Consider the following 14,698-nt stretch of genomic DNA (forward strand, 5'->3'; position numbering starts at 1 on the left):
CAAGCCCACGCCGCCGGATCGGAAAACCGAACCCCGGCATGAGAAGAGGCCGAAGCGTCGTCCGCGCGCTTCACGCACATATGGCCTTCACCCCGAAAGTGTCGGCAGGTGTGTTCACCGACGAGATTCCGCCTCGCCGCGAAGACATCATGATCGAGGTATGCGACAGTTTCGGGGCGGAGCCGGCCGAGTTCAACGGCGAGGAAGATCACGTGCACCCTGCTCGTGCACCACCTGCCCAAAGTCGCCCTCTCGGCGCTGGCGAACAGCATCAAGGGCGTGTCCGCCCGGCTTCTGCGCAAGGAGTATCCGGCAGACATCCGTAAGTACCTGTGGGGCGGGCATTTCTGGTCGCCGTCGTACTTCGCCGCCTCCTGCGGCGGCGCACCACTATCGATCATCAAGAGTACATCGACAACCACAAACGCCCGGGCTGAGCCACTCGACGGCCACCCGTCACCACACCGCCCGGCCCCTGACAGCCCTCCCGCGCTGTCGTTTCCTCCCAGGCGTGAACGCCCGGGGTTCCACGCCAGATCACGCTGAAAATGCCGGTCAAGCCTCGTTGAAACCTCAACCACACCTCGTGATTTATCCCGATCTGGGTGTTAGCGTCCGAATTGAGGAAGAAGCCAATGGGGGAGGCATCATGACAAGGACGTGGGGCGGCTGCGGCCGTCGCTGGCGTCGCCGTCGCTTCTGCCACCGTAGGCGCTGGTGGGGCGGTGGCTGGGGCCACTGGAACAACTGGGATAACTGGGATAACTGGGACGACTGGGGTGGTTGGTAGACCAGCCCCGGTTGTCGCGAGTCGAGGCGGCCTCCGCTCAGGCGCCATCCTGATGGCGCCGATGAGGAGGCCGCCTCGGCCCTTCCTCGGTGACTTGCCCGGATCCACGGAGTAGGGCGAGACTGCGGTGTGCACGACGAAGAGCAAGCCGCGCAGGTCGTCGACGAGTTGAGAGACCGGATCTACACGGCGTTGCGCGACGGTGGTCTGGACGTCGAGCACATCGTTGAGCTGGCCTGCCTCCTGGAGGAGTGGGAGGTGAGCACCCCCGCCACGAGGGAAGTCCTCGAACGTCCTCTCGCCCAGCTCACAGGGGCCGACCTGACACGACTGGGTGAGCGTCTGCTCAAGTAGGCATGGATGCCGGCGTTGCCGTCTGGCGATGCGCGAGCGCCGGAGCCCACGTTGTCGCGCCGGTAGGTCAGCTGTCACCCCCGGTCACCGGGCGGGCTCGGTGGTGATGCGCTCCCAGGCGGGGATGGGGAGCATGATGACCGCCGCGGGGAACAGTCCGTGCTCCTCCTTGTCGATGTGCCGCTGCAGCAACTCCAGCGCTCCCAGCACTCGCGGCCAGTCCGGCGACGCGCGGTCGATCCCCGTGAGCACGCCGTGGATGTCGGTGTGCTCGCCGCACAGCCGTTCGACCTCGTCGGCCAGCGACCCCTCCGCGCGCAATTCGGCGAACAGGCCGCGCTCCTCGTCGGCGGTGTGCGGGAGCAGCTCGGCCAGCAGCGGGTCGAGCAACGGGAGGGCCTCGTCGTACCGGGTCGCCCTGATGGCCCGGCGCAGCGCGCCGGCCAGCTCACTGATCCGCACATGCTCCTCGGAGAGCCTGCCGATCAGTGGGAAGTCCCGGCACCCGCAGTAGTTGCACATCCTGGCCTCGATCCGTCGTCCTGCCTCTTGCAGGGTGCCAGCCGCCGGATCGGGGCCAGTAGGGTCGTTGGTCCCGGTTCAGGAGGCCGGAAGCCACAGGTCAGGGCCGAACACCTCGTAGTGGATGTCCCGCGGCGCCACTCCTGCCCCGATGAGCTGGGCCCGCGCGTCCCGCATGAACGGCAACGGACCGCACAGGTAGACGACCGCGCTGGCGGGGATCTCGACGTCGGTCAGGTCCATCCGGCCGTCCTCGCCACGGTCGCCGTCCTCGTACCAGAAGATCTTCTCGCCGCCGGGCAGCGCGGCCGTCAGCGACTCCATGTCGTCGCGCAGCGCGTGGTCGGACGCGGACCGGTCGGCGTGCAGCAGCAGCACGCGGCGGGTGCTGCCGGTGTCGGCCAGGTGCTGGAGCATCGCGGTGATGGGGGTGCAGCCGATGCCGGCCGAGGCGAACACCAGCGGCGCCTCGCCTCCGGCGAGCGTCACGTCCCCGAACGCAGCCGACAGGATCAGCTCGTCGCCCTCCTTGACGGTGGCGTGCAGCAGGTTGGACACCTCGCCCTCGGGTGCGCCCTCGCCACGCACCCGCTTGACGGTGATCCGCCGCAGCCCGTTGGCGCCGTATCCGGACAGCGTGTACTGCCGCAGCTGGCGCACTCCGTCGGGCATCAGCACCTGGACGCTGACGTACTGACCGGGGAGCGCGGGCGGGACGGGCTCGTCGCCGATGGGCGCGAGCAGGAGCGACATGACGTCGGCGGTCTCCTCGCGGCGCTCGGCGACCCGCCACGGCCGCCAGGTGCGACCCTCATGCGCGCCGGCGTGGGCGTAGATGCGGGCCTCCATCGCGATCAGGGCGCCGGCCATCAGCCAGTAGACCTCGTCCCAGGCCGCGGCGACCTCCGGCGTGACGGCCTCGCCCAGCACCTCGACGATGGCGGCGAAGAGGTACTTGTGCACGATCACGTACTGGTCGTCGGTGATGCCGACGGCGGCGTGCTTGTGCGCGATGCGGGCGAGCAGGGCGTCGGGACGCTCGTTCGGGTTGGCCAGAAGTGCCCCGGCGAACGAGGCGATGGACCCGGCCAGCGCCCTGCGCTGCTCGCCGCTGCGCTGGTTGCCGCGGTTGAACAGCCCGTCGAGCAGTTCGGGACGGTCGCCGAACATCGTCTCGTAGAACCGCGTGGTGATCGTGTCGAGCGACGCGCCCACGGCGGGAATGGTGGCCCTGATGATCGCGGCGCTTTCCGCGGACAGCATGGGGAACCTCCAGATAATTGGCATCTGGAATGCATATTAAGTGGGCCGGTGGCCGGTCCCTCACCCGGGAGGGGCGGTCAGCGTGAGCAGCACCGGCCCGGTCGGCTCGGCCACCAGCTCGGCGACCGTGAGCCTGTCAAGCGAGGCGTAGAAGGCCTCCTGCGCCTGGCGCAGCGCGCCGCGCAGGCGGCAGGCCGCCCGCAACGGGCACGGCATCAGCGCGTCCTCGCACCCCACCACCTCGTGCTCGCCCTCCAGGCGCCGCACGAGCGAGCCCACCGTGACGCCACGCCCCTCCGCGGTCAGCTGCAGCCCACCGCCGCGCCCCCGCCTGGCCTCCACCAGCCCCAGCTCGCTCAACCGCGCCACCGCCTTGGCGGCATGTGTGTACGGCACCGCGAGCGCGTCGGCGACCGCCCGCGTGGTCAGCAGCTCGTCACCGCGCACCACGGCCAGGCGCATCACGATCCGCAGCGAGATGTCGGTGAAGGCGGTCAGGCGCATGCCCCCAAGGTAGGCGCTCGCACCACCATGCTCCTACCGGCCCGATGCTACGGTTGGCTCCGCAATACGCACATAAGGGGACGCATGTTCGGCATTGTCCGCCCGTGTCGGCATGTCATGCGCGAGGGGCTCTACGCGGACTGGATGGGCCACCTGTGCGGGCTCTGTCTGGCGCTCCGCGACGAACACGGACAGTTGTCCCGCCTGGTCACCAACTACGACGGCCTGCTCGTGTCCGTCCTCACCGAGGCCCAGTCCCCTGCGTCCGCGCCACGCCGCCGGGCGGGCGCGTGCGCGCTGCGCGGCTTCAAGGGCGCCGACGTGGTCGAGGCCGAAGGGGTACGGCTGGCAGGCTCGGTGTCGCTGCTCCTGGCCGCCGGAAAGATGCGCGATCACGTGGCGGACGGCGATGGCGTCTACGCTCGCCGCCCGGTGGCCGCCGGCGCCACCCGCCTGGCGCGCCGCTGGTCCTCGGCCGGCACTGTCACGGCCGGCACGCTGGGGTTCGATCCCAGCCCTCTGACAGGGGCGGCCCGTCGCCAGGCCCTTCTGGAACGCGGCCGGGCGGCCTCGGGGAGCGCCGCGACGCCCGGGTTACCGGAGTTGACGAGGCCCACCGAGGACGCCGTGGCCGCCGCGTTCGCGCATACCGCGGTGCTCACGGGAAGGCCGCACAACCTGGAGGCCCTGGAAGCGGCCGGGCGCGGGTTCGGGAGGCTGGCACACCTGATCGACGCGGTGGAGGACCTGGCCGACGACCGTGCGTCCGGGGCGTACAACCCGCTGGCCGCCACCGGCACTGACCTGGACCAGGCGCGCCGTCACTGCGACGCCGCGCACGCCGATCTGCGCGCCGCCGTGGCCGAGCTGGACCTGCCGCGTCCCGGACTGACGCGGGCCCTGCTGGTACGGGAGACCGGCAGGGCCGTCTCCCGAGCCTTCGCCACCGCCGGGACGCACGGCGCCGGCCACCCGCCCGGACACGCGCCTGGACCTGATCCCGGCGCGCCGCCGGATGGACGGCCACCGAAGCGGGACCCCGGCGGGCTGCTGTCGCTGGCCTGCGCCGCGCTGACCTGCTGCACGTGCGGCCTGTATCGGCCCGCCTGGGACGAGGAACATGAGAACTCCTTCTGCCAGCGTTGCGACTGCTCCGGCTGCGACTGCTGCGGCAACTGCGGCTCGTGCTGCCCCGGCGAGGACGGCTGCGGCTGCGACGGCTGTGGCTGCGACTGCGGCTGATCGCAGCGGAGACAGGTCAGCCCCCACGCACGCTCAGTGAACGGACGGCCTACGCCCGGGGCTCCAGGGCGCTGATGTGCCCCGAACCGCCTCGGCCCAACTCCGGCCCGCCCGATCGTGGGCCGCGAGGGCTCGTGCCGTCGGCGTGCCGGCGTCCCGCGGGTAGCCCGCGACGGGGCCCTCGTAGAGGACGGTCCCGCCGTGCCTGCCGGGCCCCGGCCCCAGGTCGATCAACCAGTCGGCGTGGCGGACGACGTCCAGGTCGTGCTCGATCACCACCACGGTGTGGCCCTGCTCGACCAGCGCGTCCAGCACGTGGAGCAGGGTGTCGATGTCGCTGGGATGCAGGCCCGTCGTGGGCTCGTCGAGCAGGTAGGCGGTGGGCCGTTCGGTGTCGCGCAACTCCTTGGCGATCTTGACGCGCTGGCACTCCCCTCCCGAGAGCGTGGTGAGCGCCTGGCCCAGCCGGAGATAGCCGAGACCGACCTCTGACAGGTGCCGCAGGGCCTTGACGATGTGGTCGTCGGGCAGCCGGTCCCTGGCCTGGTCGACGGAGAGAGCCTCGACGTCGGCGATGGACAGCCCGTCGACGGTGTGGGCGAGCACCTCGGGAACGAAGCGCCGCCCCTGGCAGACCTCGCACACGGCCTCCTGACCGTCCATGAAGGCCAGGTCGGTGTGCACGATCCCGAGGCCGCCGCACTCGGGGCAGGCCCCTGCCGAGTTGGCGCTGAACAACGCGGCGGGCACCCCGCTGTGCCGGGCGAACAGCTTGCGGATCGCCGGTGCGACGCCGGTGTAGGTGACGGGCGTGGACCGGCGGTTGGTGCTGACCGGCCGCTGGTCGATGACGGTGACCTCGTGCTGCTCGACCAGCTCGGCGGCGAGGCTGGACTTCCCGGAGCCGGCGACGCCGGTGAGGGCGGTCATCACGCCGACGGGAATGCCGGTGGTGACATGCCGCAGGTTGTTACGCGTCGCGTCGGTGATCGTGATCGTCGCCTTTGCCGTACGCGGAGTGCGTCTGGCAGGCCGGGGCTGGGAGAGCGCGCGACCGGTGTGCGTGTCGGCGCGCCGGAGCTCCTCGAAGCCGCCCTGGAAGACGAGCCTGCCTCCATCGGCCCCGGCGCCGGAACCGATTTCGATGATCTGGTCGGCGACCGCCATCACGGCGGGGTCGTGCTCGACGACGAGGACGCTGTTGCCGCTGTCGCGCAGTCGTCCGAGCAGTCTCGTCACGGACTCGACGTCGGTGGGATGCAGCCCGACCGTGGGCTCGTCGAACACGTAGATCATCTCAGTGAGGCTGGAGCCGAGATGTTTCACGATCTTGACGCGCTGGGACTCGCCGCCCGACAGTGTCGTGGTCGCGCGCGCCAGGGTGAGGTAGCCCAGCCCGATGGCGTCCATGGCGTCCAGCCTGGAGACCAGCGCGGACACGACGGGGGCGACGTGCGGCGCGTCGATGCCCCGGATGAGTTCGGCGAGCTCGGCGACCTCCAGGTGGGACAGCTCGCCGAGCGTGTGTCCCAGAACGGTCGCGGAGCGGGACCGCTCGTTGAGCCGGTCCCCACCGCAGTCCGGGCAGACCTCGGACCGGGTGAACCGGCGGATCGTCTCCTGCTTGCGCTCGGAGGTGTTGTCCGAGGTGTGCAGGTAGATCCGCTCGAATCGCTCGACGACCCCCTCGTAGTCCTTGGGCGGCCGGTGCCCCAACCCGGCCGCCGCCTCGCCGCCGTAGAGCAGCGCGTTCCGCTCGGCCTGGCTCCACTCCCGCAGTGGCGTGTCCGGGGTGAAGGACCCGATGTCGGCGTACTTGGCGTACCAGTAGCCCCCGTCACCGAAACCGGGCAGCCGAATCGCGCCCTGCTGGAGTGACTTGTCCAGGTCGAGGAAGCGCTCGACGGCGGAGGCGACGATCTCGCCGAGTCCCGAGCACCTCGGGCACATCCCAGCCGGGTCGTTGAACGAGAAGTGGTTCGACTCCCCCACGTGGGGCTCGCTGAGTCGCGAGTACAACAGCCGCAGGTAGGTCCAGGTATCGGTGATCGTGCCGAGCGTGGAGCGCGCGTTGCCGCCGATGCGCCGCTGGTCGATCACCACCACCGGTGAGAGCCCGCTGATGTGCTCCACGTCGGGACGGGTCCACTTCGGCAGCCGATTCCGGGTGAACGGCGGAAAGGTGTCGTTGAGCTGGTAACCGGCCTCCGCCGCGATCGTGTCGAAGACCAGCGACGACTTGCCCGCCCCCGACAGGCCGGCGAAGACGACGAGGTGGTTGCGTGGGACCTCCACGTCCACGTGGCGGAGGTTGTTCGTACGGGCGCCCTTGATGGAGATGTTGCGCATGCTCCCGACGGTAGGACCAGATGTGGCCGGATTCTGACCGCAATTGCGCCCATGATGGGGTCATGGCCGATGTGACCGAACGCATGCTGGCCCTGCTGTCGACCCTGCAGACGGGCCGGCCGTTCAGCGGGGAAGAGTTGGCCTCCCGGCTGGCGGTGAGCCCGCGGACCGTCCGCCGTGACGTCGAACGACTCCGGGGCTACGGCTATCCCGTTGAGACACAACCGGGGCCCGGTGGCTACTACCGGCTCGTGGCGGGCCGGACGATGCCTCCGCTCGTCCTCGACGACGACGAGGCGATCGCGGCGCTGCTCGGTCTCGCCACTCTCGCCTCCGCGGGCTCGGACGAGGACGGGACTCTCGACGACGCGGCCACCCGTGCCTACGGCAAACTCGACCAGTTCCTCCCGGCGCGGCTACGTCCACGCGCGACCGCGTTGCGCGCCAGCCTGGAGACCGGCCGGCAACGCGCACCCGGCGTGAACACGGAGGTCCTGGCCGGCCTGGCCGAGGCGATCACCGGCCGGGAGGTCGTGTCGTTCGACTACACGGACCAGCACAAGAGGTCGAGCCGGCGACGGGTGGAGCCGCACCGGCAGGTCCACCTGCATCTGCGCTGGTACCTCCTGGGCTGGGACCTGGACAGATCCGACTGGCGGGTGTTCCGCCTCGACCGTGTCACCGACCTCGTACGCACCGGCGTCCGTCACTCCGCCCGCAGGTTGCCGGCCGACACGGCCCTGTCGTACCTCCGGCAGGGCCTGAACGCCGACCGTCGTCGCGTCCAGTTCGTCGTGCAGGCGAAGCCGCACGAGGTCGCCGACGCGTTGAAATATCAGGACGCGCAGATCCAGCGCGTCGACGAGCAGGAGACCCGGGTCACCGTCTGGCTCGACTCCTGGGAGTGGCTCATCCTCCACCTCGCCTTCCTGGACGCCGACTTCTCCATCATCGAGCCCTCGGATTTCCGCGACGCCTGTGCCGCCTTCGCCCGTCGCCTGCTCACCGCCGGCGGTCCGCCTGCGAATCCGAACGGTGACCTGACTTCATAGAGGCCATCACAGATGATCAGCCGGGACCTGCACGCCGCGGGGAGCACCGCTGTGACGGATGGCCCCTGTATCGGCCGTGAACCAGCCTGGCCCGCGGGCAACCGGATCATTTCGGATCGGCCGCCAGCAGGTGAGGGAGGAGGTCGGCTGGTTCGGCGCCGCGGGGCCAGTCGCTGACCTGGCCATCGCCGACCTCGATCACCCGCCACGCGCCGTCGGCCCGCCGTACCAGGTCCGTCGTCACGAACCGAGCGCCCAGCTCGCGAACCGCACTCCGTACGTGCCCCAGGTCCGAGGGGGCCTCAACTGCCTCGCCGGGGGTGTCGGGATGCGGGCCGGCGACGACCGGCTCCCCGTCTACCCACCAGATCCGGGTCTCGGAGCCCGAGAAAAGTTCGAAGCGGCGGATGACGAGCCCGCCCGCCAGGTACTCGCCCTGCAACTCCACGAACCGCGCCGCCACCCGGGGCAGCGCGGCCAGGTCAGGGGCGTAGCAGGCCTCCAGCCACTCCCGCTTGCGCGACTTGACGTAGTCCTTCACCACGAAGCCGCCCTCGCCCAGGCCGGTGACCGCCCGGGCCAGTTCCCGCGGGCCGGGCGGCGCCTCCCCCGGCGTCATCGGCACGACGACCGTCTCCGGGGTCAGCTCGCGGAAGCAGTCGATCCACCCGGGAAGCTCATGACCCGACCGATACGCACGCCAACCGGTCAGCAGCCGGCAACCACGCCGCCCGAGCGCCTCCTCCAGCGCGTGGTACGCCTCGACGTCCAGCATCCAGCCGCGATACCACACCGGCCCGAACCCCTGCGGCACCCGTGCCACCGCGTCCGCGACCCGTCCCAGAGTGAGCGCGTCATGGTCGACCAGCGCGACCTGGCCGCCGAGCTCCCGGACGGCTCGCGCCTCGCCCTCGAAATGCCCATCGACCTTGCGCGGCCGCAGCGGATCGGCACAGAACAGGAATCCCACCACCATGAACACAAACTAGAAGCCCCGCCACCCGGCCTGCCATCCATATAAAGATCTTGCGACCGGTACGAACGCGGCGTCCCCCGGCCAGCCTGCCGGAGCGCAGCCGGGCAGCCGGCTTGACCTTGACGTAGCGTCAACGTGTCCAATGAGGGGCATGAGGATCGGCGAGCTTGCCGCGCTGGTCGGGGTGTCCATCCGGACCGTACGCCACTACCACCACCTGAAACTCCTCCCCGAGCCCGAACGCCTGGCCAACGGCTACCGGGAGTACCGGTTACGGGACGCGGTGACTCTCGCCCGCGTACGCCGGCTGGCCGAGCTGGGCCTGTCGCTGGACGAGATCCGCGACGCCCTGGCCGACGACCAGGGCCGGGAGCTGCGGGACATGCTCCTGGAACTGGACGCCGACCTGGCCCGGCAGCAGCAGGCGATCGGCGTCAAACGGAACCGGCTGGCCGCGTTGCTGGCGGAGGCGGACTTGCATCCCGACTCGACGGTGTCGTCCGACATGGCGGCGGTGCTGCGCGATCTCACCGCCGAGGGCTCGAAGTCCGCGGCGATCGACCGCGAGTTGCTGGCTCTGCTGGACACCGTGGCCGACCCGGCCGACCGGGCCGAGTTCATCGAACTGTTCCGCCCGCTCACCGAACCCGACGCGGTCGCGCGGGGGCACGCCCTCTACGCCCGGTTGGACGAGCTCGCCGACGCCGGCCCCGGCGACCCCCGCGTCACCACGCTCGCCGCCGACCTCGCTGCCTACCTTCCGGACGAGATGGCGGCTGCGATGATCGCGAGCCTGCCCCACCCGCGCGCAGACCACCACGATGGCGATCTTCCTGTTCGCGATGATCGTGGAGCTGGTGGGCGCGGAGATCCTGCTGCGGGCGTTCGGCGCCCCGGTCGGCCTGCGCACCGTGATCCTGGTTGTCGACGCCTACACGGTTCTCATCGTGCTCGCGGTCATCGCGGCCTGCGTCACCCGGCCCCATGTCGTCTCCGCCGACGAGGTGCGCATCCGCTACGGCGCGTTCTTCGACCTGCGCGTCCCGCGCGAGCAGATCGCCCGAGTGCGACATGTCCGCAACTACAACGAGAACGGCACGGTCAAGGTGGAGGACGACCGGCTGGCCGTGGCGGTGGCCTCCCAGACCAACCTGATCCTCGAACTGACCGAACCGATCACCGCCGTCCACGCGCTGCGCTCCCGCCCTGAACCCGTGCCTCGAGAATCGCCAGGGCCAACTCCCCCTGATATACTGATCTGAATTCGTATATACAAGGGGGTGGCATGACGAAGACCCTGATCGATCTCGATGACGAAGCCTTGGCCGAAGCCGCGAAGTTGCTCGGCACCTCATCCAAGAAAGACACCGTGAACGCCGCTCTACGAGAGATCGTCGATCGGCGCAGGCGAGCAGCGGCTGTGGCTCGCATGCGTGCGATGGTGGCCGAGGGAGAGATCGACTTCTCAGCCATTGACAAGGGTGACGGCGCACAGCAGGCCGTTGCGTGACAGAGGTCTACCTCATCGACACCAGCGCCTTGGTCCGCTTCTACCGTGGTCAGGTCGGTGCGGAATGGGACCAGACAGTCTGCGCCGGACTCGTCGGCATCTGTGAGCCGGTCAGGCAAGAGTATCTTCGGGCCGTCGGCGGCCGACCGGCCTTCTACGAGGCCGGCAACCTCCTTCAAGAGACCTTCCCGCACTACGGGATCCCTGATTCCGCTTGGCACGAGACGAGCACGTTGCAGCGCGAATTGGCCGACAAGGGGTGGCACCAATGCGCTTCACCGGTCGATCTCCTCATGGCGGTGACGGCTCGGCATCACAAGCTCACCGTGCTGCATGCCGACGCCGATTTCGAGACCATCTCCCGCCTGACTGGACAGCCGGTGCGCTGGATCAGCTAGGGCACCTCACACATGCTGCGCGACGACGACGAGAGGGTGGCCGCCTGCGCGCTGGCCCGCACCGGGCAGCGTCCTACTGGCAGGTTTTCGTCTCGGGCGAGCAGTGCTTGACCTCGGGGTAGCGGGTCGACGGCTTGTTCAGCAGGGGTTGGGCTTTCTTGCGCAGGTGCAGGTCGAAGAAGGCCGCGACGTACCTGCGGGTGATGTCCATGGCGCGGACACCGGGAATGTCGGCGCCGACGTCGATGCCTAGCTGGTCGACCAGCACACCCAGGTCGGTGAAGGAGGTGTGCTCCGCCCCGGTCACCAGGAGCCAGCGCTTCCAGCCGTTCATCTGCTTCCAGTCGCGTTCCCAGGTGGCGGCCGCCTCTCCCTCCCCCGGGGTGTAGGTGGCCGGCTTGCCCAAGAACAGGAACGGCCGCGCCAGTCCGCCGTCCGGGATCCGGACCTCTGTGGTGCCGTCCATGTTGATGCCGGCGCGTATCCGGGAGTCCTTGAGCATGGCCGCGATGGTGCTCGCTCCTCCGACGGAGTGACCGGCCATGGCGATCCTGGAGGTGTCGATCAGGCGAGCGCCCTTCCACTTCGACCGCGACCCGGTCAACTGGTCGAGCACGAAGGAGACGTCGGCCGCCCGGCTGTTCGCCAGCTTCTCCCACCATGCCGGATTCTTGTCCATCTCGCAGGTGACGCAGGTGGTCACCCGTCCGTCGGGGAAGGTGGTGGCGACATTCTCGTAGGTGTGGTCGATCGCGACCACCACATGGCCTCGGCTGGCCAGATCCTCGGCCAGTGCCGTGAGTTCGGTCCGGGGCTTGCTGTGGCCGGGGGAGAGCACGACGAGGGGTAGACCGTGCTTACGACCTGCCGGCTTGGCGTCGGTGAAGGCGTTGGTCCGCGTCTTGCTCAGCGTGTCGGCCGGCACGCTGGTGATCTTCCCGCTCTTCAGAAGGAGCTCGGATTCCTTGGGTGTCATGTACGGGGCCCGCTTACGGCCCGGCGACTTGGCCGGGTACCACAGGGAGGCCATGAGCTCCCGGGCATTCACCGAAGGGACCCAGGGGTCGGGGCGGGAGGTGTCTTTCAGGTACAGGGACGTGGTGCCGACCGGATGCGAACCGGTCGGCTTGGGCAGGTAGGTTGTGCTGCTCATCGTCGTCGAAAGGCCGGCCGAGGCAGGCGCGGACCGCGCGGACGCGGCCGACGTGATCGACGTGGTCGCCACGAAGGCGAGCACCCCGGCGGCGACCACACCGCCGCGCAGGATCCGGGAGATGCCCCGCTCGGTGGCGGCCGCCCCTCCCCCGGCGGCGTGCGCCGGGGCACCCGCGCCGCCGTACCGCCTGCCTGTGTCCACTGGCTCTGTCACATGCCCCATGAACGTGTCCGTCCTTCCGATCGAAAGGGCCGCTCAGGCGGGAAGTCCCGCGGCGGCCTGATGGCAGGGACGAGGCTAGATGCGGCTGATGTCCATGCGCGTCGGCCGACGTACCCATATCGGATACCTCCAGAGAACGACCCGCCTGCGGTGTCATCCCTGCGATGTACTCCCAGCGGACACCGCCGTGGTCACTGAAGCCGATGTGCGGCGGACCACGTGAGCGCGACAATGTGCCGGTGGCAACAGACGAACGACGGCTTTGGCGGCAGTACGTGCGGGACATGTTGCGTCCGGAACCGCGAACCGTCCGTCCGTCTCGCAGGGCTCTCACCGCCGACGCACTGCTCGCGATCTTCCTGACCGTCATCGCGCTGATGGCGGCGGCAGGACTCCAAGGCCCGTTTCATAGAGTCGACGTGCAGTCACACCCTCTGGCCGAATGGCTGCAACTGCCGTCTCCCCCGGTGGTGCCCTCTCCTCCGGTGGTTCCGTCTTCTCCGGTGGTTCCGTCTCCTCCGGAGCTACCGGGCGTGAGGACCGACGTCCAGCCGTCCGCCCCTGCGCGGATCGACCCGCCGCATGGCGCCGTCTCCGAGGAGCCGCCCCTGCTCCTGGTGGCGCTGACCGCCTTGCCGCTGGCGGCCCGGCGCCGGTATCCGCTCACCACCTTCTGGGTGGTGGTGTTCGCGGCGCTGGCCACGAACGGCGGTCAGACGTGGATCACCGTGCTGACTTGCGCGATCGCCGGCTACAGCGCCATCGCCCACAGCCGCAACCGAGTGCCCGCGGTGGCCGGCCTCCTGCTCGCGGCCGTGCTGGCCGGTGCCCTGGACCGAGACCTCGCGTCCAGCCTTCCCAGTCTTCCCAGTTGGCTGGGGCCTTACGTCGTCCTGCTGAGCGCCGGGGTCTGCGCGAGCATCGTCCGCTTCCTGCGGCGGAGCCGGGATCGGCTCACCGAACTTCAGCAGGCCCAGGAGGACGCCATGCGGCAGGCAGTCGAGGCCGAGCGTTCCCGGATCGCCGCCGAACTCCATGATGTGGTGACCCACAATGTGAGTGTGATGGTGATCCAGGCGGGCGCGGCGCGCAAGGTGATGGACGTCGAGCCGGAGCTGTCCAAGCAGGCACTGCTCGCGATCGAAAGCAGCGGTCGAGCCGCCATGGCCGAACTGCGCAACGTCATGGGCCTGCTCGCAGGACCGGAAGACGGGCACGTGGACAGCCGGAGCGATGGCCTCGAACCGCAACCTGGACTCGACCAGCTCGGCGGCCTCGTCGAGCGGGTACGCGCCGCGGGGGTGCCGGTGGACATCGCGCTCTCGCCGCCGAGCCCCCTGCCCGACGGGGTCGGCCTCACCGTCTACCGCGTCGTGCAGGAGGCGTTGACCAACACGATGAAGCATGCGGTCGGCGCGGCGGCGTCCATCGCGATCGGCCACAGCGGCAACTGGCTGGAGATCGAGGTCACCGACACCGGCGGCGTGCCGGGCCCCCAGTCGCGGGCCGGCAACGGCCGCGGGCTGATCGGGCTACGTGAACGGCTGGCCGTCTACGGCGGAACCCTGGTCGCCGGCCCCAGAACCGAGGGCGGGTATCGGATCACGGCCCGCCTTCCGTGGACCGGCGCATGAGCGGGCCGCTGCGCGCGGTGATCGCCGACGACCAGGCGCTGGTCCGCACCGGGTTTCGGATGATCCTCTCCGCCGATGGCATCGAGGTCGCGGCGGAGGCGGCCGACGGTGCCGAAGCGGTCGCGGCCGTACGGAGCACCAGGCCGGACGTCGTGCTCATGGACATCCGGATGCCGCGGATGGACGGCATCGAAGCCACCCGTCAGATCATGAGCGGTGGAGCGAACGAGACCCGCGTCGTCATCCTGACCACGTACGATCTCGACCACTACGTCTACGCCGCCCTCACCGCCGGCGCCAGCGGCTTCCTGCTCAAAGACGTCAGCCCCGAGCACCTGGTGGCCGCGGTACGTCTGGTGCGCTCCGGCGACGCCCTGCTCGCACCGACCATCACGCGCCGCCTCATCGAGCGGTTCGCACCCCGAGACGAGGCGAAGGCCGATCTCCACCGCGATCTGTCCGAACTGACGCCACGCGAACTGGAAGTACTACGCCTGCTCGCCACCGGCCTGAGCAACGCCGAACTCGCCGACCGGCTGACGCTCAGCGCGACGACGGTGAAAACCCATGTCGCCCGCATCCTGTCCAAACTCGGCCTCCGCGACCGTGTCCAAGCCGTCGTGCTGGCCTACGAAACCGGACTGATCTCCCCAGGCGGCCCATCGGGCACCAGTTGACCGGGGCGGCCCTCGGCCCGATGGATCAGACTCGCGGTCGCCGCCGCCT

General features: G+C 69.7%; 15 protein-coding genes and 2 pseudogenes. 10 read left to right on the plus strand and 7 right to left on the minus strand.

Features of this window, described 5'->3' with window-relative positions; translation table 11 throughout:
• The first annotated feature begins 38 nt into the window (after window positions 1–38).
• Window positions 39–437, plus strand: a pseudogene (gene tnpA, locus AB0I38_RS00345) (IS200/IS605 family transposase).
• Window positions 438–919: 482 nt separating this feature from the next.
• Window positions 920–1,144, plus strand: coding sequence for a hypothetical protein (locus tag AB0I38_RS00350; RefSeq protein WP_358459439.1), 225 nt, complete (start codon window positions 920–922; stop codon window positions 1,142–1,144).
• Between the two features lie 84 nt (window positions 1,145–1,228).
• On the opposite strand, the gene AB0I38_RS00355 is transcribed toward AB0I38_RS00350, so the two are convergent.
• The 3 genes from AB0I38_RS00355 to AB0I38_RS00365 all read right to left on the minus strand — a co-directional run bounded on the left by AB0I38_RS00355 (window position 1,229) and on the right by AB0I38_RS00365 (window position 3,433).
• Complete coding sequence (locus AB0I38_RS00355) at window positions 1,229–1,666, minus strand: hemerythrin domain-containing protein (protein WP_358459442.1); 438 nt, start codon at window positions 1,664–1,666, stop codon at window positions 1,229–1,231.
• Between the two features lie 78 nt (window positions 1,667–1,744).
• Entirely contained in the window at window positions 1,745–2,929 is a 1,185-nt protein-coding gene (locus tag AB0I38_RS00360) for a globin domain-containing protein (RefSeq protein WP_358459444.1), read from the minus strand.
• Between the two features lie 60 nt (window positions 2,930–2,989).
• On the minus strand, window positions 2,990–3,433 hold the full coding sequence (locus AB0I38_RS00365) for an RrF2 family transcriptional regulator (RefSeq protein WP_358459447.1): 444 nt from the start codon (window positions 3,431–3,433) through the stop codon (window positions 2,990–2,992).
• A gap of 84 nt (window positions 3,434–3,517) precedes the next feature.
• On the opposite strand from AB0I38_RS00365, the gene AB0I38_RS00370 reads away from it, so the two are divergent.
• Entirely contained in the window at window positions 3,518–4,675 is a 1,158-nt protein-coding gene (locus AB0I38_RS00370) for a DUF5685 family protein (protein ID WP_358459450.1), read from the plus strand.
• A gap of 33 nt (window positions 4,676–4,708) precedes the next feature.
• Here the strand turns inward: AB0I38_RS00370 and AB0I38_RS00375 are convergent, their stop codons facing one another.
• The gene (locus AB0I38_RS00375; RefSeq protein ID WP_358459452.1) at window positions 4,709–7,024 is read right to left on the minus strand and encodes an excinuclease ABC subunit UvrA; all 2,316 of its coding nucleotides are present in this window, start codon (window positions 7,022–7,024) and stop codon (window positions 4,709–4,711) included.
• 62 nt (window positions 7,025–7,086) lie between these two features.
• Between AB0I38_RS00375 and AB0I38_RS00380 the strand changes: the two genes are divergently transcribed.
• Complete coding sequence (locus tag AB0I38_RS00380; RefSeq protein WP_358459455.1) at window positions 7,087–8,076, plus strand: helix-turn-helix transcriptional regulator; 990 nt, start codon at window positions 7,087–7,089, stop codon at window positions 8,074–8,076.
• A 106-nt stretch (window positions 8,077–8,182) separates the two neighbouring features.
• Here AB0I38_RS00380 and AB0I38_RS00385 read toward each other — a convergent pair whose 3' ends face one another.
• Window positions 8,183–9,052, minus strand: a complete 870-nt coding sequence (locus AB0I38_RS00385; RefSeq protein ID WP_358459458.1) for an ATP-grasp domain-containing protein — start codon at window positions 9,050–9,052, stop codon at window positions 8,183–8,185.
• Window positions 9,053–9,203: 151 nt separating this feature from the next.
• On the opposite strand from AB0I38_RS00385, the pseudogene AB0I38_RS00390 reads away from it, so the two are divergent.
• Window positions 9,204–9,347 (plus strand): annotated as a pseudogene (locus AB0I38_RS00390) (MerR family DNA-binding transcriptional regulator); the annotation flags it as partial.
• Here AB0I38_RS00390 and AB0I38_RS00395 read toward each other — a convergent pair.
• Window positions 9,324–9,872, minus strand: coding sequence for a hypothetical protein (locus tag AB0I38_RS00395; RefSeq protein ID WP_358460805.1), 549 nt, complete (start codon window positions 9,870–9,872; stop codon window positions 9,324–9,326). The pseudogene AB0I38_RS00390 and the gene AB0I38_RS00395 sit on opposite strands and share 24 nt — an antisense overlap.
• Before the next feature lies 1 nt (window position 9,873).
• Between AB0I38_RS00395 and AB0I38_RS00400 the strand changes: the two genes are divergently transcribed.
• Genes AB0I38_RS00400 through AB0I38_RS00410 form a run of 3 tightly spaced genes read left to right on the plus strand, consistent with a single transcriptional unit; the run spans window position 9,874 to window position 10,960 of the window.
• Complete coding sequence (locus AB0I38_RS00400) at window positions 9,874–10,314, plus strand: hypothetical protein (RefSeq protein ID WP_358460808.1); 441 nt, start codon at window positions 9,874–9,876, stop codon at window positions 10,312–10,314.
• 23 nt (window positions 10,315–10,337) lie between these two features.
• The gene (locus tag AB0I38_RS00405; RefSeq protein WP_358459461.1) at window positions 10,338–10,562 is read left to right on the plus strand and encodes a type II toxin-antitoxin system VapB family antitoxin; all 225 of its coding nucleotides are present in this window, start codon (window positions 10,338–10,340) and stop codon (window positions 10,560–10,562) included.
• On the plus strand, window positions 10,559–10,960 hold the full coding sequence (locus tag AB0I38_RS00410) for a PIN domain nuclease (RefSeq protein ID WP_358459464.1): 402 nt from the start codon (window positions 10,559–10,561) through the stop codon (window positions 10,958–10,960). Before AB0I38_RS00405 ends, AB0I38_RS00410 begins: the two co-directional genes overlap by 4 nt.
• Window positions 10,961–11,033: 73 nt before the next feature.
• Here AB0I38_RS00410 and AB0I38_RS00415 read toward each other — a convergent pair whose 3' ends face one another.
• Window positions 11,034–12,329, minus strand: coding sequence for an alpha/beta hydrolase family protein (locus AB0I38_RS00415; protein WP_358459467.1), 1,296 nt, complete (start codon window positions 12,327–12,329; stop codon window positions 11,034–11,036).
• A 542-nt stretch (window positions 12,330–12,871) separates the two neighbouring features.
• Between AB0I38_RS00415 and AB0I38_RS00420 the strand changes: the two genes are divergently transcribed.
• Window positions 12,872–13,972 carry a sensor histidine kinase gene (locus AB0I38_RS00420; protein ID WP_358459470.1) on the plus strand — a complete coding sequence of 367 codons (1,101 nt, stop codon included), beginning with the start codon at window positions 12,872–12,874 and terminating at the stop codon, window positions 13,970–13,972.
• Window positions 13,969–14,649, plus strand: a complete 681-nt coding sequence (locus AB0I38_RS00425) for a response regulator transcription factor (RefSeq protein ID WP_358459473.1) — start codon at window positions 13,969–13,971, stop codon at window positions 14,647–14,649. The genes AB0I38_RS00420 and AB0I38_RS00425 overlap by 4 nt, the downstream gene beginning before the upstream one ends.
• The last annotated feature ends 49 nt before the right edge of the window (window positions 14,650–14,698 follow it).

The organism is Nonomuraea cavernae, from assembly GCF_040655715.1.
GTDB classification, from domain to species: Bacteria; Actinomycetota; Actinomycetes; order Streptosporangiales; family Streptosporangiaceae; genus Nonomuraea; species Nonomuraea cavernae_A.